The sequence below is a fragment of the Streptomyces sp. NPDC088730 genome (assembly GCF_044751215.1).
In the GTDB taxonomy this organism is placed as follows: Bacteria; Actinomycetota; Actinomycetes; order Streptomycetales; family Streptomycetaceae; genus Streptomyces.
In genome coordinates, this window is record NZ_JBIVLK010000029.1 from 13,227 (window position 1) to 35,696 (window position 22,470).

Genomic DNA, 22,470 nt, shown 5'->3' on the forward strand with positions numbered 1-22,470 from the left:
TGGTGAGGTTTTCTGGCATGCGGGACGAACAGCCGGAGTGCCGACCGGCATGCCACTTTGCCTGTCCGCCCGTAGGCAACTGGGTCCGCAGGCAGGCCTGTAGGTAGCTTGGCGTGCAAGTGCACAGGCAGGCATGGAACCAGCTGGACGGGTCGGTACTGAAGCAGGCCGACCGGCTACCTGCCAAACGGGCTGCCATGTCTGCCCGTACCTGTGCCTGGACGCTGATTCGTTCGTGTGTCAGGCAGCTGAGCCGTTGATCTTCGTGATAACTTGTGCTCCTCCCTTTCGCAAAACTTCTCTGGAGGTAACTGTCCACATGGAGACGTCTCTTGATCTCTTCATTGGACAGTCAACTCGCCAAGCTGCGAAGCAGAACGCGTGAGTACCAGCAGTGACAGCAACATCAGAACAGGCGGCGACACCTATTGCGCTGCCAACCCGAGATATGCCGATGAGCTGGGACAACGGGGCCTGATGGACGTTCTGGCGCCCCGATCGGCAGGTTCAGGGCCCTACCTGACGCCCTTAAGGGCCGCTTCGGAGCGCAGAATCGTTCTGAGCGAAGTCTTGACCATCAGTACCAGAGCAAAAGGGGCGTTTCATACCCCGATTGCGGGCCCCAACAAGAGTGAGAGGATCCATGGCCAGTCCCTTCGAAGCGCCTGCCACTGACACGCAGCTCGCCGGCATCCCCTGGGAGTCGTTGTCGCACATCTTCATGTTCGGCAACGGCAAGGGAGGCGTCGGTAAGTCCTCCGTCTCCGCGAACGCTGCGGGCAAGGCCGCTCGCAGCGGACTGCGGACGCTCATCATCGACTGCAACGCCCAGGGCAACATCGCACGCGAGCTCGGGTACAAGCGGGCCGATTGGAACGACGGGGGAGCGGGGCTCATCGAGGCGCTGCGTACCGGCGCGCCCCTGACTCCGGTCGAGAACGTGCGGGAGAACCTCGACGTCGTCCTGGGCGGTCCAGCCCTCGGTGACGAGTTCGGCATCTTCTTCCACACGCTTCTGGCCAAGGAAGGGCCGCACGCGTATCTGCGGTTGCTGATGTGTCTACTGCCGATCGCCCATCGGTACCAGATCATCATTCTCGACACCCCGCCGGAGAACCCGTCGCTCCAGCGCCTCGCCCTCGCGGCCGCGCGGTGGCTGGTCATCCCGGTCAAGAGCGACGGTGGCGCGGAGGACGGCCTCGCGCAGATCGGCCTGGAGTTCTCCTACGTCAAGTTCCTCAGCCACATCAATCCGCACATCGCACTCCTCGGCGTACTGCTGTTCGACACGGGGCGGAACTACAGCAGCATCCATGCCGACGTGCGGCGTCAGGTGCAGAAGGTGCTGGGCGAGGAAGCCCACATGTTCAAGCACCTCATCGGGCACACCGAGTCGGTGGCTCGGCTGGTGCGGAAACGAGGCCTTCTCGTCCACGAGTTGGCGGATCAGCGCGTGGCGGGCGATCGCTCGGTTCCCGAGACCGTGGTGGGGCTCGACTCGGACTACGAAGGATTCACCGAAGAGATGTTCGCCAGGGCTCTGGAGCTCAGGAAGGATGCCGCGGCATGACACCGCCGAAGAACAAGAAGACCTCCGACCAGGACGACGAGCAGAGCATGTCGGACGAGGGTGTCGGCAACCTGTTCAGCGGTGGGGCCGCCCCGTCCGGCGCGCTCGCCGGCTGGGCGGCCCCACCGAGCCCTGCACCGCAGGCCGTACCGACGGCCCAGCCGGGGGTGGCCGTACCGCGGCCTCCCGCGGTACCCCGGCCCACCCAGGAGCTCGTGGAGGAGCCCGCACCGCCGGTCTCCGACGCGGACACCGCCAAGCCGGTCGGGTTCTACGTGTCGACGAACGTGGCCAACCGCTTCCGCAAGCTTCGCAAACAGAGCGACCTGACCCATACGCAGATCGTGTTCCTCGCCGTGGAGGACGCTGTCGAGAAGGGGCTCACGCAGGTCGTCGAGGAGGCACGGCGGGCGCCCAAGTTCCAGTCGAAGCTCTTCGCCGTGGCGACGAACAACACGGACCTGCGGGGCCTCGGTCCGGTTCAGTTGCAGTACAAGCCGACGAGGGCTCAGCGTGCGGTCATCGACGGCCTGGTGACCGAGGCCGGGCTCCCTGACCACACCAAGTTCCTGGCGGTCGTCCTCGACCAGTACCTCCCCGGGCGCAGGGACGCCTGAGAAACGCCCCGCCGGCCGGCTGTGCGCCGTGTGTCCGGGTCCGCCGGACGTACGGCGCACAGCCGCGTCCTGGCGCCGCAGGCGGGCCCACAGCGGGCGATGGGGGAGGGCCTCCGGCCCGGTCCCGGAGGGGGCGGGGGAGCGGCCGGGCCGTCCTCGAAGAGGGAAAACCTGTCCCGCTGTCCCGGGACAGGCAACTGCGGGGCTGAACGGGACCGGAGACTCCGGTCCCGTTCAGCCCCGCAGTTCAGCCCCGCACAAAACTGCAGGTCAGAGCGTTTTCCCGGAGAACAACGGGACTGACGGGGCTGGACCTCGTAGTTATCAGCTACATAAAGAAACATGCCTCATACGCGTGCGCACGCGTGTTCCTATATTTTCTTACACAGCTGATAACTACGAGGTCCAGCCCCGTCAGTCCCGTTGGATTGCAGGATACTTCTCTGACCTGCACTTTTACCGAACGGGACTGAAGCGTTCAGCCCCTCACGGGACTGAACGAAACGCGGGGCGCCGCTCCGCCCGGCGAGGGAACGGGACTGACGGGACTCATTTTCCGCGACACGCGGTTTTCCCCCGCTGAGCCCTCCGGGGGGTGGGCTACGCTCTGTCTCGGCTGACTCGAAAGCTCAGTCCCTTCAGTCCCGTAGTCCCGTCGGCGCGGGGTCTGTGGAGGCGACGGACAAGACCCGCACGCGAAGAGCCCGACAAGGACCAAAAGTTGCCCGACCACGCCTCGGCCACCCCGCCGGCTGCCTCCCGGCCCCGGCCGGCGGACGGGCACACGATCGCGCGCTGGTGCGCCCGCGCGGGCTGGCCGGTACACCCGCTCGCCCCGGCACAGAAGACGCCGCCCGCCAACTGCGCCGACTGCAAGGGACACCACGCCCCGGCCACCTGCCCGTGCAGGGCCGCGGGCCGCTGGTGCCACGGCTTCCACGCGGCCACCACGGCCCCCGGGCTCATCGACGCCTGGTGGAGCGCGCAGCCCCGCTTCGGGGTGGGGGTTTCATGCGGCCCCGCCGATCTGGTGATCCTCGATGTCGATTCCCACGCGGCCCAAGTGCCCGAGAGGGCCCGGCTGCTGCCCGGCATCCCGATCGGCCCCCAGGTGGACCTGGCGGGCCTGGCCACGGGCTTCGACACGCTGGCGCTGCTCGCCGCCCTGCGTGGCGAGCAGGACCCGGCTGCCGACGAGACAACCCTGCGGGTGCGGACCCCGTCCGGCGGGCTGCACATCTGGTACCGCAACCCGCACCCGGCGACCCGCTACCGCTCGTCCACCGGATCCAGCCCGCGGACGGCCCTGGCCTGGCAGGTCGACGTCCGCTCCGACAACGGCTACATCGTGGCTCCCGGCGTCCGTACCAACGCAGGCGACTACGTCCCCGTGAGCGCAGTCCGGCAGCCGGCCCCGCTGCCCGCCTGGCTGGCGGCCGAGCTGAAACGCACAGGGCACGTCCCGGAGGCCGTCAGCCCTTCCCGGACGTCCCCCGGCATCCCGGCGGCCCCCACACGCCGCTCACGGCCCGCCACAAGGGCCGCGGAACGGCTCCTGGAGCCATTGCTCGCGGAGGTCGCCGCCTGTCGAACCGTCAGCGAAGGAGCCAGCTTCACCGAGAAACTCAACCGGGCCGCCTACACCGCGGGCGGCCTTGTCGAAGGCGGCCACCTGTCCGGGGCCGAGGCGCGCAGCCTGCTTGCGGAGACTGCCCGTACCGCCCGACCGCACCAGGAACGCCGCAATCTCATGGTCATCGAATCCGCTCTGTCCGCCGGCGCTCAGCGCCCGCTCCACCCGCGAGGAAGCTCATGAGCGTCGAGCCCGTACGCTTCGATGCCGAAGCCGCAGCCAGGCAGATTCATCAGCAGAGCCTCGATCTCGATCTGGACCTGCCGCAGCCCAGCCTCCCCGCCCAGCAGAACGAGGGGCCCGCCCAGCACCCTGCGGAGCCCGCCGGACTGCTGCCGACCGCCCTCACCGACCGCGGCAACGCGAAGCTGTTCGCGCGGCTGTACCGGGACCGTTTCCGGTACGTCATCGGGATGGGCTGGCACTCCTGGGACAGGTACCGGTGGAAGCTCACCGGCGGCGAGGAGGCCGCTGTCTGGGCCGCGGGGGAGATGGCCGAGCAGTACGCCGACCACGACCCGACCGGCCGTTTCATGGACCGGCAACTGGCCGGGCACCGCCGTCACTCGGAGTCCACCGCCGGAGTCAAGGCCCTCCTGTTCCAGGCGCAGGCAGCACCGAGCCTGCGGCTGTACCCCGACGTCCTCGACGGCGACATGTACGCCCTGTGCACCCCGTCCGGCGTGGTGGACCTGCGCACCGGCCTGTTGCGCAAGCCCAATCCGCTCACCGACATGCACTCGCGCGCCACCACCGTCGCCCCGCTCAAGACGCCGGTCCCGAGGTGGGACAGCTTCCTGCGCGACACCTTCGGCGACGACGACCAGGGCCTGGAAACCACCCGCTTCCTGCACCTGCTGCTCGGCTACTCCATCACCGGTGACGTCGGTGCCCAGGTCCTGCCGTTCCTGTACGGCTCCGGCGCCAACGGCAAGTCCGTGCTCCTGGAGGTCATGACCCAGATCCTGGGGGACTACGCGAACGCCGCCCCACCCGGATTCCTCATGGAGAAAGGCAAGTTCACCGAACACTCCACCGAGCTGACCGAACTGCACGGCCGGCGCATCGTGGTGTGCAGCGAACTCAAGCCCAACGACAAGTTCAACGAGGCCCGCGTCAAGCTCCTCACCGGCGGTGACACCATCACCGCCCGGCGCATGCGGCAGAACTTCTTCACCTTCACTCCCACCCACAAACTCTGGCTGCTCGGCAACCACCGCCCGGAGGTCGGCACGGGCGGGCACGCGTTCTGGCGCCGGATGCGCATCATCCCCTTCGAACGGCGCGTTCCCGACGAGCGGAAGATCGACAACCTCGCCGCCGAACTCGTCGCCGACGAGGGCCCCGGCATTCTGCAGTGGCTCATCGAAGGCGCCCAGCGCTACCTGGCCACCAGGGACCCGCTCACCGGTCCCGCCTCCGTACGGGTCGCGACAGCCGCGTACGAGACCACGGAGGACCACATCGGGCGGTTCCTCACCGAACGCTGCACCAAGGGCGAGGGAGACCGCGATCTGCGCGTCGAGCAGAAGCTGCTGTACGAGGCCTACGGCCGCTGGTGTTCGGACGAGGGCATCCGCTCCTCCACGCCGCGCGCCTTCGCCGGCCGCATCCGTCAGGAACTGGGTCTGGCCTCACCCGCCGAAATGATCAAGAATAACGCGACCAAGCTCTACCCGGGTCTCGCGCTGCTCCCCGACGGCGCGCATGGAGGGGGCGCCCGATGACAGCAACGCCATGCGTCCTGCCCGCTCTTGCCGGGCGACCGTACGATAGGGGCGGCTGCCCCGGACGGTTCCGCACCGCCGGACCGGGCACAAGCCTTTTGAACGACACACCGCCAGGCCGACTCGCGGCCACCCACCCGCAGGAGGGCCGATGAGCGCGCTGCCCCAGGAAGGCGATGTCGCCCAGGAGGTCGAGATCGTGTGGCTCGAGGACCCGAGGGGCCTCGACTACGTCCGTCAGGCGCTGGACAAGGTCAACACCCGCAAGGGCAAGCCACGGTACGAGCGTGACGGCCGGCTCATCGGCTATACGAATCTTGCCCCGAAGGCGCCCCGCAGCGCCGACAGCGGACTGTTCGCCCGCCGTACGTTCTACCTGCTGCCGCACGACCGCCCCAACCGGCCCGACGACCCCGAGTGCCCCTACAAGGTCGGCTCGCCCCTTGAGGCGGTCGACCCGCGCACGGTCGCGCCGGGCGAGGTGGGGGAGAAGACCAGCCGGTCGCAGGGCACCGCGGAGATAGTCCCGGCCGGTTCCTGAGCCGCCGCATACGCACGGATGTCCCGTGACCCGTGCGGCGGGTCACGACGCGCTCGCGATGTGCTGCGGGGGAGCGCGGCGATGTGGCCACGGAGACCGCACGGGGCCCGTCATGGTCGAGGTGAACGGTCTCGCCCCTTGCAGGCCGACGGCCATCACCGGGGTGCGGTCGGCGTGCCCCGCCGCCCGGGGCGGCCGGACAACCTGAACCCGGGCCGTCCAGCCGGCGGAAGGAATGGACGGCCCGGGGCCGGAGCGCACACAGGGCACCCCAGCCCGGTGCTCCGCTCCAACGTGGGCGACGGAAGTCGTGTCCGGCCGAAGTGGGCGCGGCACGGACCCGACCGGGAACGCGGCACCGGTTGTACCAGCGCTCGATCGGCGCTCGACCCCTGTGTGACACGGTCGGGAAGCGGTGCCCGCGGTGGTGCGCCGAAGGGACAGGAGGTCCTGGAATGGACGCAACACCACATGACTCCATGTGCGGAGCCCTGTCCCGGCTGCTGAGCACGCAGGCCGTCCAGGAGCGCAACAAGGCGCTGGCCCGCGCCCTGCTCTCCGCCGGCCACCACGGGGCGCGCCACGAGTCGGTGATCGCGGAGAACGACCGGGTGACCGCCCGCATCACGCTCGCAGGCGGTCCCGTCGTACGTGGCCTGATCGCGGAGTTCCGCTTCGACGCGCAGGGCGAGGTCAGCGAGTACCGCGACTTCCTGGTGCCGGCCGGATCCAGGCCCACCGCTGTCGCCGCCGTGCCGTCCCCGGCCGCCTGAACCGCGCACGGACCGGGTTACGCCCGCACCGCGCTCCGCTCAGTGGTGCGGGCCGCTGATGACACCGGCGAGGGCCAGTTTCAGGTAGGTGTCGCCGCGGCGCCGGGACAGCAGCGCGAACGAGCCCGCGAGCGCGATCAGCTCCAGCTGGTCCCAGCTGCCTCCGGCCTCGATGCCATGCGGGCATGGCCGGGTATGAGCATCACGGCTCCGTCGGCCGGCCGACCGCCGGGTGCGGGAGGGGCGCGTCGTATTCGACACGCGTCTTCATCCTGGGGCTGATGCGCCTGTCCCGGATCGGCGCAGAGCCGCTGCGAAGGCTCACGGTACGGGCAACCCAGCGCGCCGGTAGGTGAGTTGGTACGAGTGCGACGATCTCGCCCGATGACCAATGTGTGCGCGGCCCGGTGCGCGCACTGCCCGGCAGATCGCCGCGGTGACCGAGGTGTCGGGCGCGCGAGGGCAGCACCTCAACGGGACAGAAGTCGGAACGGGTTAAAAAATGGGATAAAGCCCAGGGTAAAAGTGCTACGGTGTCGGCGCGGGAGGAGATCCACCACATGGCATCCGAAGAAGAGCTGTTCGCGAACATCGACGCACTGCTGGACGAGGAGCCGCAGCTCCCGCCTCCTGCGGAGCGCGCCCGCCTCCGGGAGGCCGCCGGCATTACCCAGGCCCGCCTCGCCACCGCGTTGAAGACCACGACACAGTCGGTCAAGAACTACGAGAACGGCCGCTCCGAGCCGAGGTCGCCTCGCCTGGAGGCCTACCAGCGCCTGCTGAACGGCTGGGCGGCGAAGTACCCCGCCCACGGCACTGCCACCCCCCAGCCCGGCCCGGTCACCCCGGTCACCCCACGGCAGCCGCCCGCGCCGGAGCCCACCCCACCCGCACCCGCACCGGAGCCGGTTGCCTCGGTCGCGCCGGAACAGCCGGTCCGTACGGCTGCCGCCCCCGTAGCGGCCCCCGCGGCCCCGCGGCGCCCGGCGGTGAAGAAGGCGGCGCAGCCCGCCCAGGACCCGCGCTTCCCGCACGGCCCGCTCGCCGTACTGGACGGCGACGGCTCCGCGTACGGTGCCGACGGGATCGTGCTCGACTGCCCCGCCCGCACGGTCCCGGAACTCGTGGAGTGGACGCTCAGTGAATCCGGTCTCGGCGCCGCGAGGCTGAACCGCTACGGCAAGGACTCCGACCCGCTGATCGCGCTCACCGCGACAGCCGCCGTGAAACTGGGACTGCCGGAACACCTGGAAGGCCACGAACAGCGCCGCTCCCTGCGCCTGCCGGAGGACCACCCCGTGGTCAAGCAGATCGCGAAGGCCAGATGGCGGCTCACCCGGCGCGGATTCGGCCCGTGGGCCCGGATCTACCGCAAGGTCCAGGGCCGCGACCGGCAGTGCGTGCAGCTCGCGCTCCTCTCCTGGGACGCCCTCGACGAGCGGTCCTGGCCCGGCGTCACGGACATGGAACCGGCCGACATCGCCCGCGTCCTCGGCATTTACGCCCAGCGCGTCATCACCCCGCGCGGCTCCACCGCGGTCTCCGGACTGGAACTGATGACGGCCCTGCGCCCGCCGACGAAGGCCGTACAGGACCCGGAGACCGGAAACTGGGTATCCGGCTACAACGCCGGCTCGCTGGGGACGGAGCCGATGGACCCGGCGCCGCCGGAAGCCACCCCGGAACACCCCGTCGTCGTGAACAGCGGCTGGACCGGCGGCTTCCTGAACGAGGAGGCGTACCAATGGGTGCGGCCGGTGGACTCCCTGACCGACGAGGAGTGCACCCTGCCGTACGCGGTCGGCCTCGACCTCAACACGGCGTTCCTCGCGGCCGCGGCCCGACTGGTCGTCGGCCTCTCCGCCCCCGATCACTTCGACGCCCCGAAGTTCAACCCGAAGATCCCCGGGAGCTGGCTGGTCGACCTCTCCCACATCGAACCCGACCCGCGCCTGCCCAGCCCGTTCACCCCGGACGGAACCCGCCCCACAGGGCCGGCCTGGTACCAGACCCACACGGTCGCCTACGCCCAGGAACTCGGGCACGACGTGCACCCGGTCGAGGCCTACCTGCGCCGCGAGACCGGCGCGTACCTCGACCCGTGGCACGACCGCCTCAAGACGGCGTACGTCGACACCCTGGCGGACCTGGGCGTGACCCGGGACCTGGACGACCGCCAGTTCCTCGCCGCGATGGAGCGGCACAAGCAGGTCGACCCGGCCCTGGCCGCCGTCCTGTCGGCGATCAAGGCGACGGTGAAGGGCGGCGTCGGCAAACTCAGGGAGCGCCCGCAGGGCAAGTCCTACAAGGAGGGCGACCGGTGGCCCTCCCTGGAGCGGCCGACCTGGCGCCCCGACATCCGGGCCGCCGTCATCAGCAAGGCCCGCGTCAACATGCACCGCAAACTGCAGAACATGGCCCGCATGACGGGCCTGTATCCGCTCGCTGTGCTCTCCGACTGCGTCGTCTACCCCTCGCCGGGCGACAGCCCGCTCGGCTTCCTCCCCTATGCGGCGTCCGGCAAGCCGCAGCCCGGCGGCTTCCGGCTCGGCCCCACCCCGGGCCTGGCGAAGCTGGAGGGCGTCCAGTCGATGCTGTGGGCGGTCGACCTGATGGAGAAGGACCTCAACCCTGCCCGCCACATCAAGGGCGGCGACGCCGTCCTGGACGAAGGGGAGTAGCGCCGTGAGGGAGATCGACGACGCCATCGAACGCGCCGACCGGGAAGCCTTCACCCGGCAGCCGCCCAAGACCCTCAAGGGCCGCATCAACTACCTGCTGCGCCAGTTGGGCACCGCCAGGGCCGTCGCGGCGGAGCTCGGCATCACGGCCGACTCCGTCAACCGCTACCGGCGCGGCGCCCGGAAGCACCCGCCGAGGAACATCGCCCTGAAGATCGAGGAAGCCGTGCTGTCCCGCTGGCAGCCCCAGGTCCGCAAACGGCGGCACCAGCAGGCCGCCACCACCGGAATGACCGTGGAGACCCGGGCCCGGTTCGGCTACACCGCCCCCATCGGCACCACCGACGACGGCCGCTTCCGCCGCCTCACGGTCCGTCTGCCCGGCAGCTACGCGCAACGGCTGTTCGAGGCCCGCGGCGCGGGAGCCGACGATCAGGAGATGCGCGGGATCATCGCCGACGGATTCAGGACCATCTACTTCCAGGACGGTGGCGTCCGCGCCCCGGGACTGTCGGACGTGGAGATCAACGACATCGACTACCTGGACCTGGACTACTGAACAGGGACCAGCACGCCGGCAGACCGCCGGGCCAGGCTGGTCGAGGGCGTTCCCCGGCCGCGCCGACAATGCCGCTCAGTCAACGGTGCCGAGGGCCCGGGGCGAAGCCCCCCCCAGCGTCCAATCCGGCTTCAGCACTCCATCCACGGCCGGGCCCCGGCGATCGCGACCGGGCTCGCCTCCTCCCGCCGGGACCTGAGCGTCTGGTTGGTCACCGGTGACGGCGACGCGCTGTCCATCGGCGGCAACCACCTCATCCAGCCCTGCGCCGCGACGTGAACCTGAAGATCCTCCTCTTCAACAACCAGATCTACGGGCTCACCAAGGGCCAGTGCCCCCACCTCCGAGGTCGGGAAGATCACGCGCCTCGTTGGGATCCAGTCAGGCCTCCCGTTCCACCGGCAGCCACAGCTCGGCGTCCGCCTCGCTGCCGTCCTCCGACATCCGCGTACGAAGGATCTCCGGCCCGGGGCGGCTCCGGTACGGGTTCGACGGGAACCACTCGGTGAACACATCCCGCCACAGCACCTGGATCGCCTCCGGCGCCGGCCCCGAGGTGGTGAAGACCGCCCATGTCCCGGCCGGCACCGGCAGCGTGGCCATTCCCTCCGGCGCGGCCGCCAGGGTGACGACCCCGTAGTAGTAGTCGAGGTCCGTGCCCTCCACCCGGCTGGGATCGAGGCCGTCGCAGACCGCGAGGATGCCGCGCGGCTCCTGGTCGGACAGCTTCTCCAGCAGCCCCCTTGCCCGGTCGCCGGTCCCGCGGACGAAGTCGATGATCGCCCGGTTGGGCCCCGAGTGCACGAGCGGCACCCGGGTCTTCGCCCCGACGACGGTGAACTCCGGCTTGTGCACGACGCGGTAGCGCATGCTGCTGCTCCCGTCGACGATGAGGCGGAACGTCATCCGGGGCTGGGAGCTGAGCTCCGCGCCGGTGCGCCGTGCCTCGCCGGGGCCGACGCCGTGCACCGTACGGAACGCCCGCGCGAACGCCTCTCCCGAGCCGTATCCGTACCGCACCGCGATCTCCAGCAGCGTCCGCTCACCGGCCAGCACCTCCGCGCCCGCGACGGTCAGCCTCCGGCGCCTGATGTACTCCGACAGCGGCATCCCCGCGAGCGCCGAGAACATCCGCCGCAGGTGGTACTGCGAGGTGGCCGCGACCCGTGCCAGCTCGCCGACGTCGATGGAGCCGTCGAGCTCCCGCTCGATCTGCTCCATGGCCTGGTTGAGCCGCTCCAGCACGCTCGCCTCCAAGATCTCGAACAGCGATTCAACCAGGCGGGGCCCCGCACAGCGCACCCGAGAAAACCGGTGCGGCAAGTGTCGGGTGTCCGGGACGGACGGTGCGGCACGCTGACGGCATGGACGACACGACCCTGGTATCCCGCTTCCTCCGCGACGGCTTCGTCAAGCTGGAGGGCGCCGTCGCACCCCGCGTGGCCGCAAGCTGCGCACGGCTGCTGTGGCGGGAGACGGGCTGCGACCCGGACGACCCGGAGACGTGGACACAGCCCGTGCACTGGGTCGGCGGGATGGCACAGGGCCCGTTCGCCGCCGCACCCAACTCCCCGGCCCTGCACCGGGCGTACGATCTGCTGGCCGGGGCCGGGCGCTGGGAACCGCGGTACTCGCTCGGGACCTTCCCGCTGCGCTTCCCGCACGAGGAGGAGCCCGACGACGCCGGCTGGCACATCGAGGGCAGCTATGAGGTGGCGGGCGAGACCTGGCCCTTCACCAATCTCCGCTCACGCGGGCGGGCCCTGCTGATGCTGTTCCTGTTCAGCGAGGTGGGAGAGGAGGACGCCCCGACCCGGATCCGGGTCGGCTCCCACCTCGACGTGCCGAAGGTGCTGGAACCGTACGGGGAGGAGGGCGCGAACGGCCTGGCGATCGCGCCGGACCTCGTAGCGGCGTCCGCCCACCGGCCGCTCGCCCTTGCCACCGGCTCCCCGGGTGACGTCTTCCTGTGCCATCCGTTCCTGGTGCACGCGGCACAGCCGCACCACGGGACGCGGCCGCGCTTCATGGCCCAGCCGCCGCTGATCCCGGCCGCGCCGTACGAACCGGAGCGGGCCGACGGCGCGTACTCACCGGTGGAGACCGCGATTCGCCGGGGCCTGGGACAGGACACCTCCGGCAGCTGGTGCCCACCAACTCGGCGACCCTGAGCGGTCGGAGCACAAGGACCTGTCCGACCCTGATCCACCGGACGGGAGGCCTTAGCCCGCCCCGTCACCGCCAGGCACGTTCGCCTGCCGCCGTGCGGTGAGGACCACCAGGCCTCCGACGGCCGCGAGGCTCGTCAGGACTACTGCGAAAACCGTGGCACCAGCGGTCAGGCCCACCGCGTCACTGAGGTAGCCGGCGGACACGGGCAGCACGCCGGCCAGAAGGTAACCCCCTACGTTGAGCGCGGCATTGGCCTCCGCGAGACGCTGGGGAGGGACGCTGGAACTGAGCAGCGACAGGCCGCCGAGCTGCCCCATCCCCTGGCCGGCCCCGGCGAGCAGTGCCGAGGCGACGAGGACCGGCGCCGACGAGGCGTGCACGGCGACCACCAGCATGATCATGCCGAGCGCGGTGCTGCCGGCACCGGCCGTGAGGATGGTGTGGCGGCGCAGCCGACGGACGGCGAACTGCACCGCGGTGGCGGCGAGGAACATGGCGAAGGCCATCGCTCCGGCGGTGATCCGGCTGGTGGTGCCGAGCAGCCCCGAAAGGAGTGACGGGCCCAGCGAGAGCACGAAGGAGGTGGCGGTGATGCCGGGCGCGAACACGGCGATGCCCTGGACGAGCTGACGGCCGTGGCCGCGCGGGACCGAGGGCATCCGCACCCAGGCGCCTTTCGCGGGCGCCGTGGGGCGCCGGAGCGGCATGCGGAGCACGGCGGACACCGCGGTCAGGAGCAGCGCGGCCTCGACGGCGAAGACGGTGACGGTCGGCGCGGGCAGGGTCTCGGACAGGACGCCGGCGAGGAACGGGCCGAGACCGGCACCGAAGACCATCGCGCAGGAGGCGAGCAGGGCGCCGGTCCGCCCGCGTTCATGACCGGCTACGTCGGACACGGCCGCCATGCCGGCCGAGACCACGGCACCGACAGCGATGCCGGTGAACAGCCGGGCCACGATCAGCGCGGCCACACTGGTGGCAGTCGCGAAGATCAGACATGCGACCAGGGCGAGCCCGAGGGCGGGCAGCAGTACGGGCTTGCGCCCGATCCGGTCGGAGACGACACCGGATACGAGGAGCGAGCCGAGGAGTCCGACGATGTAGAACGCGAAAACGACCGTCAGGGTGCCTTTGGAGAACCCGATATCGCGCTGCCACAGCACGTACAGCGGCGTGGCCGCGTTCGAGAGGACGAAGACGGCCGTGACCGGCCATGCGGCCAGCCACACCCACCACATCGGAGCGCCGCCCCGGCGGCCGCCGTGCACCGGGTCACCTTGCCCCGCCTCGACGGCAGCACGTGCGGGTGGGGTACGGATCTCGGACATGGCTGTCTCCCGACTTCCCTGTAGTACGAGTTAAGTCGAACTTAGCATGCAGTACGATGAAACTCGTACAAAGGGATCGAGCCACGAGGAGCCACCCATGCCTCCGCCCGAAACGGTGTTCCCGGAGCCGTCCGGCCTGCCGGCACCGCTGCCGGAGCCGGCGGTCGAAGACCTGCGCCTGGAAACGGTCCTCGCCGCTCTCAGCGACCCCCTGAGGCTGACGATCGTCCGCAAACTCCTCCTGGAATCCGAGCAGTTCGACCACCCCTGCGGCTGGTTCGGCTTCGACCGGCCGAAGTCCTCCCTCACGCACCACTTCAAAGCGCTGCGGGAGGCAGGGGTCACCCGCCAGCGACAGTACGGACTCGAACGCCGCAGCAACGTACGCATCGACGACCTCAACGCCCGCTTCCCCGGCCTCCTCGGCCTGGTCGAGGCCTGGACCCCACCGGCGTAACCGAACCGTTCCGGCAGCCCGGCGCGCGTATCGCGCTCATCGGCACCCGATCAGGCAACGTGCCGAAGCGTGAGCCCGCAGATGGCTCTCGTCCGGGGCGGCTGCGGCGGTCAGCGCGGCCGGTCCCGGCGAGGCCGTCGCGTCGACCGTCGCGGCGCCCTGTTCAAGGCCGCCGAGGACGACCGCGGAAGTGACTGCCAGCTGCCAGCTGCCGGCTTACGCGGACGCGGACGCGGACGCCGATACCATGCCGTCCGTGGTCTCTATGGCCTCTGTGTCTCCGTAATCTCCGTCGCGGGCTACCGCCCATCGCTGTCCGGTCGAGGCGAAAGCGGATGAACCCACCGGGCAGCGGAGAAGGCGGCCTTACTGCACCTCGGCGTCGCCCGGCTCTGCCGACCACAGATGGCTGAGCGTGCCGAGGACGAGACGGCAGACATCGTCGGGCTCGGCACCGGCCAGCGGCTCCCGCGCGACGACCGTCCGCATCAGTCCGATCCCCAGCAGCCAGGCCATGGCGAGATCCGCCCGCAGCACCGCGTCCGGGGCACCGGAGAGCCCGGCCAGTGCACTCTGGTACTCCTCTCCCAGCTCCCGTAGGGTTCCGGCCGCCTCGTCGCCCCGGCCGACCGAGCGCAGATAGACCTCCAGGGAACGGTCCTCCGCCCCCTCCGCGCTCTGAGTCAGCATCGAACGCAGAGCCGTCTCGAAAAGCTCCTCGGGCGGCGTCGCCCGCAACTGCTCCAGCCCTCCGAGCGCGACGACTTCCGTAAGCAAACCCCGTTTCGAGCCGAAATACCGGAACAGCAGAGCCTGGTTGACCCCCGCCAGCGCGGCGATGCTTCGGACCGTCGTCCCCTCGTAGCCTCGCTCCGCGAACAGGTCACGGGCCGCCTCCAGCAGGCGGCGACGGGTGGCCCGGGCATCCCTGCGGCGTTCTTCGGACGGCGGTGCGGAACCGGGTTCCATGGCGGGATTCCTCTCGGACGGCCCGTCAGGATAACGGCTGTAAAGCGTTGTTGACTGCTCTCGGAGGGCGCTCCTACCGTTGTAAGCAGCTGCTTACATCCGGGAGGCCGCAGTGACGACCGCAGATATCGCGCCCCTTGCCTACCCCTTCAACACCCCCGACGGACTCCAGCTCTCCGATGCCTACGAACGCGTCCGCGACCAATCGGCCCTCTTGAGGGTCCAGTTGCCGTACGGAGAACCGGCCTGGCTGGTCACCCGCTACACCGATGCCCGGCTGGTCCTCGGTGACCAGCGATTCAGCCGCGCGGCGGCCGCCGCGCACGACGAGCCCCGCCAGTCCGAGGGACAGCGCGACGGCGGGATCCTCGGCATGGACCCGCCGGACCACACCCGGCTGCGCTCCCTGGTCGCCAAGGCGTTCACCGTCCGCCAGGTCGAGAAGCTGCGCCCCCAGGTCCGCGAGCTGACCGCCGACCTGCTCGACGGGATGAGGGCCGCCGGACCGCCCGCCGATCTGGTCGACCTCTTCGCGCTGCCGCTGCCGGTCGCCGTGATCTGCCGGATGCTGGGCGTGCCCACCGAGGACCGGCCGCGGTTCCGCGTGTGGAGCGACGACGCGCTGTCGACCAGCTCGCTCACCGCCGAGGAGTTCGAAGCGAGCCGCGCCGAACTCCGCTCCTACATGGCCGGGTTGATCGAGCTCCACCGCCAGGAACCGCAGGACGACCTGATGACGGCCCTGATCGAGGCCCGCGACGGCGGCGACCGGCTCTCGGAACTGGAACTCATCGACCTCTGCGTCGCCATCCTGGTAGCGGGGCACGAGACCACCGCGTCCCAGATCCCCAACTTCGTCCTCACCCTCCTCGACCACCCGGACCAGTTGGCCAGGCTCAGGGCCGAGCCGGAGCTCGTGCCCAACGCCGTGGAGGAGCTGCTCCGCTTCGTGCCCCTGGGCAGCGGGGCCGGTCAGCCCCGGTACGCCACCGAGGACGTCCAGGTCGGCGGAACACTCGTCCGCGCGGGCAGCCCGGTCCTGGTCGCGGTGGGCGCCGCCAACCGCGACGCGCTGCGGTTCACCGCCCCGGGCGTGCTCGACATCGCCCGGGAGGGCAACCAGCACCTCGGATTCGGCCATGGAGTCCACCACTGCCTGGGCGCCCCGCTGGCCCGGCTGGAACTCCAGGAGGCGCTGTCCGCCCTCATCGCCGGCTTCCCGGAACTGCGCCTGGCGGGCGACGTCACCTGGAAGTCCGAGATGCTGGTGCGCGGCCCGCGCGTCATGCCGGTGGAGTGGTGAGCGACATGACCTGGAACGTACGCGTCGACCGCCAGCTCTGCCAGGGTTCGGGGATGTGCGCCGGAACGGTCCCGGAGGTGTTCGCCCTGGACGGCGAGCGCGCCCGGGTACGGGCCGAAGGGATCGAGCCGGACGAACGGGTCCTGGACGCGGCCGACATCTGCCCGGCCTTGGCGATCACCGTGCACGACGGAGCTTCCGTCATCGGCCCCCACCGCGACTGAACGGCCCCCACGGGGAGTTGTGCCAGTCGGACGATCGACTGGTCGACCTGGCCGGGGCGCCGTCGCTCACGGCGGCAATGATGCTGTCCAGTTCATTGCGCGGCGCCGCGACCGGGCTGTTCGCGGCCGAAGTGGGGCCGGCTGTGCCCCGGGGCCTGGCGACATCCTCGTGCATGGCCTTGATCAGATCGCCGGGCCGCTGCGATCCCAAGAGGGCGAGCAGCACTGTCAGGACGAACCGATCGCGTCGCGCCGTGAGGGTCCACCTCGCCTCCGGGGCGCTGCCCGGCATGGTGCTCAGCAGGCTGTGGGCGGCTGCAGGGAAGGGACCGGGTGAATCTCGCCCGTCGGCGGGAAGGTGGATTCATGCGAGCGGCAGTCATCGGAGTCGTGCTCCTTGCGCTGCCCCTTCCCTTTGCTCCAGGAGCAGCGAACTTCCCTCTGCCCCCAGAAGCAGTGAACTTCGACAGCCTGCCGGGATTCGCTCTGATCGTGGCCTGGGCAGTGGCCTGCGGCGTAGTTGCGCTCGGCGTGGAGCGTCTTGTCGCCCGCCGCGGCACCCGCACGGGACTGGGCACCCTCGTCCTGCTCAGCCCAGCAAATAGCGGGTCAGCATCGCCACGAGTTCGTTCTCCAGCCTGGTCGTGTCGACCGGGCCGGGCTCTGCCACGAGCGGGTGCACGATGAACTCGATCGCCGACACCGCGACCCGTGCCGCCATCGCGGTGTCGGCCACCCGGACCTCCGGATGGCGCTCGAACAGCTCCCGGACGTACTCGACGTCCGCCTCCTGGAACCGGGCGATCTTCTCCAACAGGGCGGCCGACAGCGGTGGTTGTTCCATCATGACGCGCAGCAGATGCGGATCTTCCAGGTGGTTCTCGATCGACGTGCGCACGAACAGGCGGATGATCGCTTCCAGCGACTCCGGCAGGGCGCCGCTGCGGCGACGGCTCATGGCCGCGGCGCCGGCGTCGAGGTGCCGGGTCACCAGTTCGGCCAGGATCGCGTCCTTGTTCGGGTAGTACTGGTACAGCGAACCGATCGAGACCCTGGCGCGTTCGGCGATCCGGTTGGTGGTGCCCGCGGCGTAGCCGTGCTCGGCGAAAACGTGAGCAGCCGCGGTGAGGATGCGCTGCCGGGTGAGCTCGGCGCGCGCCTGGACTGGCTCTTTACGTGGCTGAAGCCGCTGTTTCCCCGACGTCATGACACCCCTTTCGAAGCGGCGCCAAAGCGAGTAGCGCACAAACTGAATGATTGCTCATAATAGTGCCATGACCTGCGGCTGAGCCGATTCTCTCCCGTCGCGCCGACTGCGTATCCCCGTGCATCCCATCCAGGACGAATCCGAAAGGAGTCCGTTATGACGCATGCCCGCGTCCGGCCGCGCCGGGTGGCGCCCGCCGAGGTCCGTGCCCGGCTGGGCGAGCCCGAGGCGATGCTCAAGGAGAAGAAGCAGGACCGCATCGACGCCTTCTCCCGCCGCTTCATCGCGCATTCCCCGTTCCTGGCGCTGGCCACCTCCAGCGCGGACGGACATCTGGACTGCTCGCCCCGCGGCGACTACCCGGGCTTCGTGAAGGTGCTCGACGAGCACACGCTCGCCATTCCCGACCGCCCGGGCAACAAGATCGCCGACTCCTTCACCAACCTCGCCGAGCGCGACGGGGTCGGGCTGCTCTTCCTGATCCCTGGCGCCCGGGAAACGCTGCGGGTCAACGGGCGCGGCTATCCCACCGACGAACCCGACGTACTCGCCCGGATGCAGACCGAGGCGCGCGAACCCGTCCTGGCCATCGTTGTCGAGGTGGCCGAGGCGTACTTCCACTGTGGTCGCGCCCTGATCCGGTCCCGGCTGTGGGATCCCGCGAGCCAGGCGCTGGCCGACGAGCTTCCGTCGGTGGGTGAGGTCGCGGCTGCCCAGTTCGGCGTTGACATCGATCCGGTGATGCTCGAAGCGGGGCTCGAAGCCGGCTACCGCGAGCTGTACTGACGGGGGGATTTCCATGCAGCAGACGGTTGTCGACCGGATCGACGAGATCGCCGACGACGTGGTCGCGGTGGCCCTGCGCGGTGCTGCCGGGCCCCTGGCCCCCTGGCGGCCGGGAGCGCACATCGACCTCGCCCTGCCGAACTGGCTGAGACGGCAGTACTCGTTGTGCGGTGACCCCGCGGAACGCGACCGGTATCGCATCGCGGTCCGCTTCGAACAGCTCAGCCGGGGCGGCTCGGAGTACGTACACCGCTTCCTGAAGCCCGGCCGCACACTCGAAGTATCCCTGCCACGCAACCACTTCCCCCTGGAACCCGCGCCGGAGTACCTCTTCGTGGCCGGCGGGATCGGCATCACGCCCATCCGGCCGATGCTGCGCTCGGCGACCGACGGGGGCGCCGAGGCGACACTGGTGTACGTGGGCCGATCCCGCGCCTCCATGCCTTTCGCCGACGAGCTGTGCGCCGCGTACGGCGACAGGGTGGCCATCGTTGCGACCGAAGAACACGGCAGGCCGGATTTCGCAGCAATGGCAGCCGGTCTGGGTCCCCGCGCGCTGGCCTACTGCTGCGGCCCCGCCTCAATGCTCGCCGCGGTCGAGGAGGCGTTCCCCGCCGGACGGCTGCACGCCGAGAGGTTCCGGCCCACCGCACGAGAATGCGCACCGGACACGCCCTTCGAAGCGGTGTGCGCCCGAAGCGGACAGACGATCCAAGTCGATGCCGGGAAGTCGTTGCTGGACGCACTGAACCACGCCGGCCGGCCTGTCCCGTCCGGCTGCCGCGAAGGTGTCTGCGGCAGCTGCGAACTCACCGTCCTGCACGGCGAGCCCGAACACCGCGACGACATCGGCGCACCCGAGAGCCGGATGTACCCGTGTGTGTCCCGCTCGATCTCTCCACGCCTGGTTCTGGACCTGTAGGACGGCTCCTGGGAGGCACTGCCCCGGTCGTCGGGGGTGGAGCTCGGGATGGGCGGTCTTGCGTCGATCCCGAGGCAGACGCCCATGCCTTCGGCATCGAACAGCAGGGGACTCAACCGACTCAGCCGCGGCCCGGAGCCTGAGGCCTACGCGTGACTGCTCAAGCATCGGCTGTGCGCAGGGCCGGTAGCTCCTCGGCCCTGGCGGGCCTGTGGTGCCCCGTCGGGGTGGTTCACCTTGGTCGAGCGCCGCGGGTCGTTGCTTCGACAGGGAGAAGTGGCTGGTCCCTGAGGGGGTGCAGGTGACCGCTGCGGGGGTTTCGCAAGGTACGGAGTGTCTTCGCCCGCCGTTCTGTGGACGAGGTCCCTGCACTGGTGATCTGGCGGTACCGGGCGGTGAGACCTGCGGGACGGTGGGTTCTTTTATAAGAGGCGGGCGCCGAAATACCGCTGTGACCTGCATGTTTGCTGCCGGAGTGTTGTCCTGGGGGACACATTTCGAGAGGAGGAATGTGACCCTGGCCGTCACATATGGGCTGAGAAATCAAGGAGGAGTTGATCGCCGCAATCGACTGGTCCTGTGTGCATATGTGCTGGTCACGGGCGTGGCGCAGTCGACCCGTGGAGTCGGTTCGGGTCGAGGCGGAAGGCCGAGATGTGCCGCAGGGGGCACAGGAAATCAAGCTCTGCTTGATTAATCGTCGATCGCGACGACATAAATCAACGTGCAGTGGAGTTATGGAGCGGTACCGCGCAGCCCTGCGCCCCGTGCGGCTCGCGAGCGAGCCTCCGCACCAAAAGACAAGCTGTCCTTGATTTTCCGGATAAGGTCGGCCTCGCCTGAGTATCAAGGAGGTCATGTGTCATCTGAACCGCCGGCCCGGCGCCGTCCCGGCGGGCCACGAGCCGTTCCGTCACAGGCGTCTGACGACGCCGTATGTGACGACATCCTGAGTGTTCTCGGCAGACAACTGGGCGAAGCCGCGCAGACTCCGGACCCCCGCAGCCGACGGAAGCTCAAGGGCGTCACCTTCGAGTACACCGATGACGCCCGCTCGGTCCACAACATGGCTGGGACCTCGGGCTACAGCCTTGCGAGCAACTGGTTCACCCAGCTGCTCGGCCAGTTGGCCGTCGCCAACTCGATCACCAAGTCGCAGTTGTGCGTGTTTCTGTACGTGGCAGGTGGGCAGGTCGCCGGCACCGGGGTCGCCCAGTACACGCAACAGGAGATCACCGACGGGCTCAATGAGCTCGCCGTGAAGAAGAACGGCAAGAAGATCACCCGGTCGACGGTGAACCGGGCGATCAAGGCGCTGTGCGAGTACAAGTGGGTCGAACAGGCCGGGAACGGCAAGATCCGGCTGAACGTCACGCTCTGGTTCCGTGGCAACAGCACTGCCCAGCACGAAGTGCTCGCCGAAATCGCCACTGAACATGACCACGACCCAACAGCCTTCCCTCACGACATCGGCCCCGAGCCGCATCAGGAGGAGTTCGACTTTGGGCAGCATCCGTACACCGGAGAGAAGAGAACCGGGTGATACCTGGCATGCAACGGTGCGACAAGCAGCGAGGAAGGCGGTCTGATGGCTGAGGTCCTGTCACCGATCGTGGGCGACCGCATCTGGGCCCTCCCGGTCTCGGGAGCGGCAGTGAAGTTCCTCCACTACCTGGTCTTCCGCTCGGACTTCGGCGGGAACCTCCCCGTCCGGCAGAAGGACATGGCGCAGGAGTACAAGATCACACCGCAGGCCGTCAGCTCCCTGATGGCACCGCTGTGCGACCTCAACATCGTCCTGCGCCCCCGCAACGAGGACGGCCGGCGAGGCAACAGCTACAAACTGCACCCTCTCGCGGCCAAATACGCCAGCCACGACGACATGGAGGCCGCCTTCCGGCACACCCTCCAGGCCATCAAGGCGGGCGACCTACCGAACCTCAAGCTCCCCTCCTACGCCACAGCGCCACCGACCGAAGGCCGGCCGAACCTCCAAGTCGCCTAGGAACAAGACAAGGGCCCCACCGGAATCCGGTGGGGCCCTTGTGCCTGAGTAAGAGGTGCAACGCCACTATAGCGCCGGATGACGCGGCCGGCCGGGCGAAGGAAGGGCTGCGTCTACCGTCTGACGATGGCAACGATGGCAACGATGGCAACGACGGCCGATGGCGGCGACGACCGCGACGAGCCGTTGGGGTCATCCTCGACGTTCGGCGCAGGTGAGACGTTCGCCCGAGCTCTCATCGACCGGCCCGGCAGGACCGTCCGCATGGGGGAGAAACCGTCCGCATCGGGGAGAAAGCGGGGAGCGGCTTCTCCGACACCCTGCACCGCACGCCGACCCGGGAAGTGACGGACCCGCTAAGGGGAGGTGACGCGCCACGCCGCCTCGATCATCTCGAAGATCTCGTCCACCGCGGCCTGCGGATCGGGCGCCTCGCGGGCCAGCGCGTACGCGTCGATCACGAACCTCGCGATCGTCCGGCACGCCGTCGTGGTCCGCGCCAGGTCGGGATCGGCGGCCATGACCGTTGCCAGCGTCTCCGCATGACGGAGCCTCATCGACTCCTCGTACTCCCGCAGAGCGGGGGACCCGGTGATCATGTGCCAGACCGGGGCGTTGCCGTCTGCCGTGCAGTGGCGCACCAGGGCGTGGATCTCGCGGCGCAGCGGGGGGAGGAGCGGCTCGTGCGGCGCCCGTCCGGTGACCGCCTGGGTGAGGCGCTGCTCGAAGTCCGTGTCCTGCTCGAACACCAGGGCCTCTTTGGAGGCGAAGTGGGAGAAGAGGGTGGTGACGGCTACATCGGCCTCGGCGGCCACGTCACGGATGCCCACCGCGTCGTATCCCCGTTCCATGAAGAGCCGGAGGGCGGTGTCGGCGATCTTCTGGCGGGTCGCGGCCTTCTTGCGCTCACGGCGTCCGGACTCAACGGTCATACGGTGACGCTAGCAGGTAGTTAATCCTAACCGTTTCAAAAAGCTAACCGTTAGTGTTACGTTC

General features: G+C 69.4%; 22 protein-coding genes and 1 pseudogene. 17 read left to right on the forward strand and 6 right to left on the reverse strand.

The genetic code is table 11. The features are described from left to right. The first annotated feature begins 643 nt into the window (after nucleotides 1–643). From ACIP89_RS37160 to ACIP89_RS37185, 6 genes are all read left to right on the forward strand, one after another. Nucleotides 644–1,570 carry a ParA family protein gene (locus tag ACIP89_RS37160; RefSeq protein ID WP_402118897.1) on the forward strand — a complete coding sequence of 309 codons (927 nt, stop codon included), beginning with the start codon at nucleotides 644–646 and terminating at the stop codon, nucleotides 1,568–1,570. Then, a complete protein-coding gene (locus ACIP89_RS37165) occupies nucleotides 1,567–2,187 on the forward strand; it encodes a hypothetical protein (RefSeq protein WP_401933448.1) in 621 nt (206 codons plus the stop codon). Before ACIP89_RS37160 ends, ACIP89_RS37165 begins: the two co-directional genes overlap by 4 nt. A gap of 787 nt (nucleotides 2,188–2,974) precedes the next feature. Then, nucleotides 2,975–4,003, forward strand: a complete 1,029-nt coding sequence (locus ACIP89_RS37170) for a bifunctional DNA primase/polymerase (protein WP_402118928.1) — start codon at nucleotides 2,975–2,977, stop codon at nucleotides 4,001–4,003. Continuing rightward, nucleotides 4,000–5,547: a phage/plasmid primase, P4 family gene (locus tag ACIP89_RS37175; protein WP_402118899.1), complete on the forward strand. Its 1,548-nt coding sequence runs from the start codon at nucleotides 4,000–4,002 to the stop codon at nucleotides 5,545–5,547. The genes ACIP89_RS37170 and ACIP89_RS37175 overlap by 4 nt, the downstream gene beginning before the upstream one ends. Nucleotides 5,548–5,698: 151 nt before the next feature. Beyond that, the gene (locus ACIP89_RS37180; protein ID WP_024490465.1) at nucleotides 5,699–6,088 is read left to right on the forward strand and encodes a DUF6009 family protein; all 390 of its coding nucleotides are present in this window, start codon (nucleotides 5,699–5,701) and stop codon (nucleotides 6,086–6,088) included. Nucleotides 6,089–6,543: 455 nt separating this feature from the next. Continuing rightward, a complete protein-coding gene (locus tag ACIP89_RS37185; RefSeq protein ID WP_401933443.1) occupies nucleotides 6,544–6,861 on the forward strand; it encodes a hypothetical protein in 318 nt (105 codons plus the stop codon). Between the two features lie 39 nt (nucleotides 6,862–6,900). Here ACIP89_RS37185 and ACIP89_RS37190 read toward each other — a convergent pair whose 3' ends face one another. Beyond that, the gene (locus tag ACIP89_RS37190) at nucleotides 6,901–7,122 is read right to left on the reverse strand and encodes a hypothetical protein (protein WP_401933440.1); all 222 of its coding nucleotides are present in this window, start codon (nucleotides 7,120–7,122) and stop codon (nucleotides 6,901–6,903) included. Between the two features lie 299 nt (nucleotides 7,123–7,421). Here ACIP89_RS37190 and tap point away from each other — a divergent pair, with 299 nt between their 5' ends. From tap to ACIP89_RS37205, 3 genes and pseudogenes are all read left to right on the forward strand, one after another. Further along, complete coding sequence (gene tap, locus ACIP89_RS37195; RefSeq protein ID WP_402118901.1) at nucleotides 7,422–9,542, forward strand: telomere-associated protein Tap; 2,121 nt, start codon at nucleotides 7,422–7,424, stop codon at nucleotides 9,540–9,542. Between the two features lie 4 nt (nucleotides 9,543–9,546). After that, on the forward strand, nucleotides 9,547–10,101 hold the full coding sequence (tpg, locus tag ACIP89_RS37200) for a telomere-protecting terminal protein Tpg (protein WP_401933435.1): 555 nt from the start codon (nucleotides 9,547–9,549) through the stop codon (nucleotides 10,099–10,101). A 162-nt stretch (nucleotides 10,102–10,263) separates the two neighbouring features. Next, nucleotides 10,264–10,454, forward strand: a pseudogene (locus tag ACIP89_RS37205) (thiamine pyrophosphate-dependent enzyme); the annotation flags it as partial. 28 nt (nucleotides 10,455–10,482) lie between these two features. Here ACIP89_RS37205 and ACIP89_RS37210 read toward each other — a convergent pair. After that, a complete protein-coding gene (locus tag ACIP89_RS37210; protein WP_402118902.1) occupies nucleotides 10,483–11,346 on the reverse strand; it encodes a GyrI-like domain-containing protein in 864 nt (287 codons plus the stop codon). 119 nt (nucleotides 11,347–11,465) lie between these two features. Here ACIP89_RS37210 and ACIP89_RS37215 point away from each other — a divergent pair, with 119 nt between their 5' ends. Further along, nucleotides 11,466–12,272: a phytanoyl-CoA dioxygenase family protein gene (locus tag ACIP89_RS37215; RefSeq protein WP_401933429.1), complete on the forward strand. Its 807-nt coding sequence runs from the start codon at nucleotides 11,466–11,468 to the stop codon at nucleotides 12,270–12,272. A gap of 51 nt (nucleotides 12,273–12,323) precedes the next feature. Here the strand turns inward: ACIP89_RS37215 and ACIP89_RS37220 are convergent, their stop codons facing one another. Next, a complete protein-coding gene (locus tag ACIP89_RS37220; protein WP_402118904.1) occupies nucleotides 12,324–13,601 on the reverse strand; it encodes an MFS transporter in 1,278 nt (425 codons plus the stop codon). Between the two features lie 97 nt (nucleotides 13,602–13,698). Here ACIP89_RS37220 and ACIP89_RS37225 point away from each other — a divergent pair, with 97 nt between their 5' ends. Next, complete coding sequence (locus ACIP89_RS37225; RefSeq protein WP_401933423.1) at nucleotides 13,699–14,058, forward strand: ArsR/SmtB family transcription factor; 360 nt, start codon at nucleotides 13,699–13,701, stop codon at nucleotides 14,056–14,058. A 366-nt stretch (nucleotides 14,059–14,424) separates the two neighbouring features. Here ACIP89_RS37225 and ACIP89_RS37230 read toward each other — a convergent pair whose 3' ends face one another. Then, on the reverse strand, nucleotides 14,425–15,027 hold the full coding sequence (locus ACIP89_RS37230) for a TetR/AcrR family transcriptional regulator (RefSeq protein WP_401933421.1): 603 nt from the start codon (nucleotides 15,025–15,027) through the stop codon (nucleotides 14,425–14,427). A gap of 112 nt (nucleotides 15,028–15,139) precedes the next feature. Here ACIP89_RS37230 and ACIP89_RS37235 point away from each other — a divergent pair, with 112 nt between their 5' ends. Continuing rightward, a complete protein-coding gene (locus tag ACIP89_RS37235) occupies nucleotides 15,140–16,330 on the forward strand; it encodes a cytochrome P450 (RefSeq protein WP_401933418.1) in 1,191 nt (396 codons plus the stop codon). Nucleotides 16,331–16,335: 5 nt separating this feature from the next. Then, entirely contained in the window at nucleotides 16,336–16,554 is a 219-nt protein-coding gene (locus tag ACIP89_RS37240) for a ferredoxin (RefSeq protein ID WP_401933415.1), read from the forward strand. 589 nt (nucleotides 16,555–17,143) lie between these two features. Here ACIP89_RS37240 and ACIP89_RS37245 read toward each other — a convergent pair. Continuing rightward, nucleotides 17,144–17,761 carry a TetR/AcrR family transcriptional regulator gene (locus tag ACIP89_RS37245; protein ID WP_401934483.1) on the reverse strand — a complete coding sequence of 206 codons (618 nt, stop codon included), beginning with the start codon at nucleotides 17,759–17,761 and terminating at the stop codon, nucleotides 17,144–17,146. 156 nt (nucleotides 17,762–17,917) lie between these two features. Between ACIP89_RS37245 and ACIP89_RS37250 the strand changes: the two genes are divergently transcribed. The 4 genes from ACIP89_RS37250 (at nucleotide 17,918) to ACIP89_RS37265 (ending at nucleotide 21,474) form a co-directional block, all read left to right on the forward strand. Next, nucleotides 17,918–18,547: an MSMEG_1061 family FMN-dependent PPOX-type flavoprotein gene (locus tag ACIP89_RS37250; RefSeq protein ID WP_401933410.1), complete on the forward strand. Its 630-nt coding sequence runs from the start codon at nucleotides 17,918–17,920 to the stop codon at nucleotides 18,545–18,547. Nucleotides 18,548–18,560: 13 nt separating this feature from the next. Continuing rightward, a complete protein-coding gene (locus tag ACIP89_RS37255; protein ID WP_402118907.1) occupies nucleotides 18,561–19,469 on the forward strand; it encodes a PDR/VanB family oxidoreductase in 909 nt (302 codons plus the stop codon). Between the two features lie 859 nt (nucleotides 19,470–20,328). Continuing rightward, nucleotides 20,329–21,012, forward strand: a complete 684-nt coding sequence (locus ACIP89_RS37260) for a hypothetical protein (RefSeq protein ID WP_401933404.1) — start codon at nucleotides 20,329–20,331, stop codon at nucleotides 21,010–21,012. A gap of 45 nt (nucleotides 21,013–21,057) precedes the next feature. Next, nucleotides 21,058–21,474 (forward strand): hypothetical protein, encoded by a 417-nt coding sequence (locus ACIP89_RS37265; protein ID WP_401933401.1) that lies wholly within the window; start codon nucleotides 21,058–21,060, stop codon nucleotides 21,472–21,474. A gap of 356 nt (nucleotides 21,475–21,830) precedes the next feature. Here ACIP89_RS37265 and ACIP89_RS37270 read toward each other — a convergent pair whose 3' ends face one another. Next, nucleotides 21,831–22,406 carry a TetR/AcrR family transcriptional regulator gene (locus ACIP89_RS37270; RefSeq protein WP_401933398.1) on the reverse strand — a complete coding sequence of 192 codons (576 nt, stop codon included), beginning with the start codon at nucleotides 22,404–22,406 and terminating at the stop codon, nucleotides 21,831–21,833. Nucleotides 22,407–22,470: the final 64 nt, after the last annotated feature.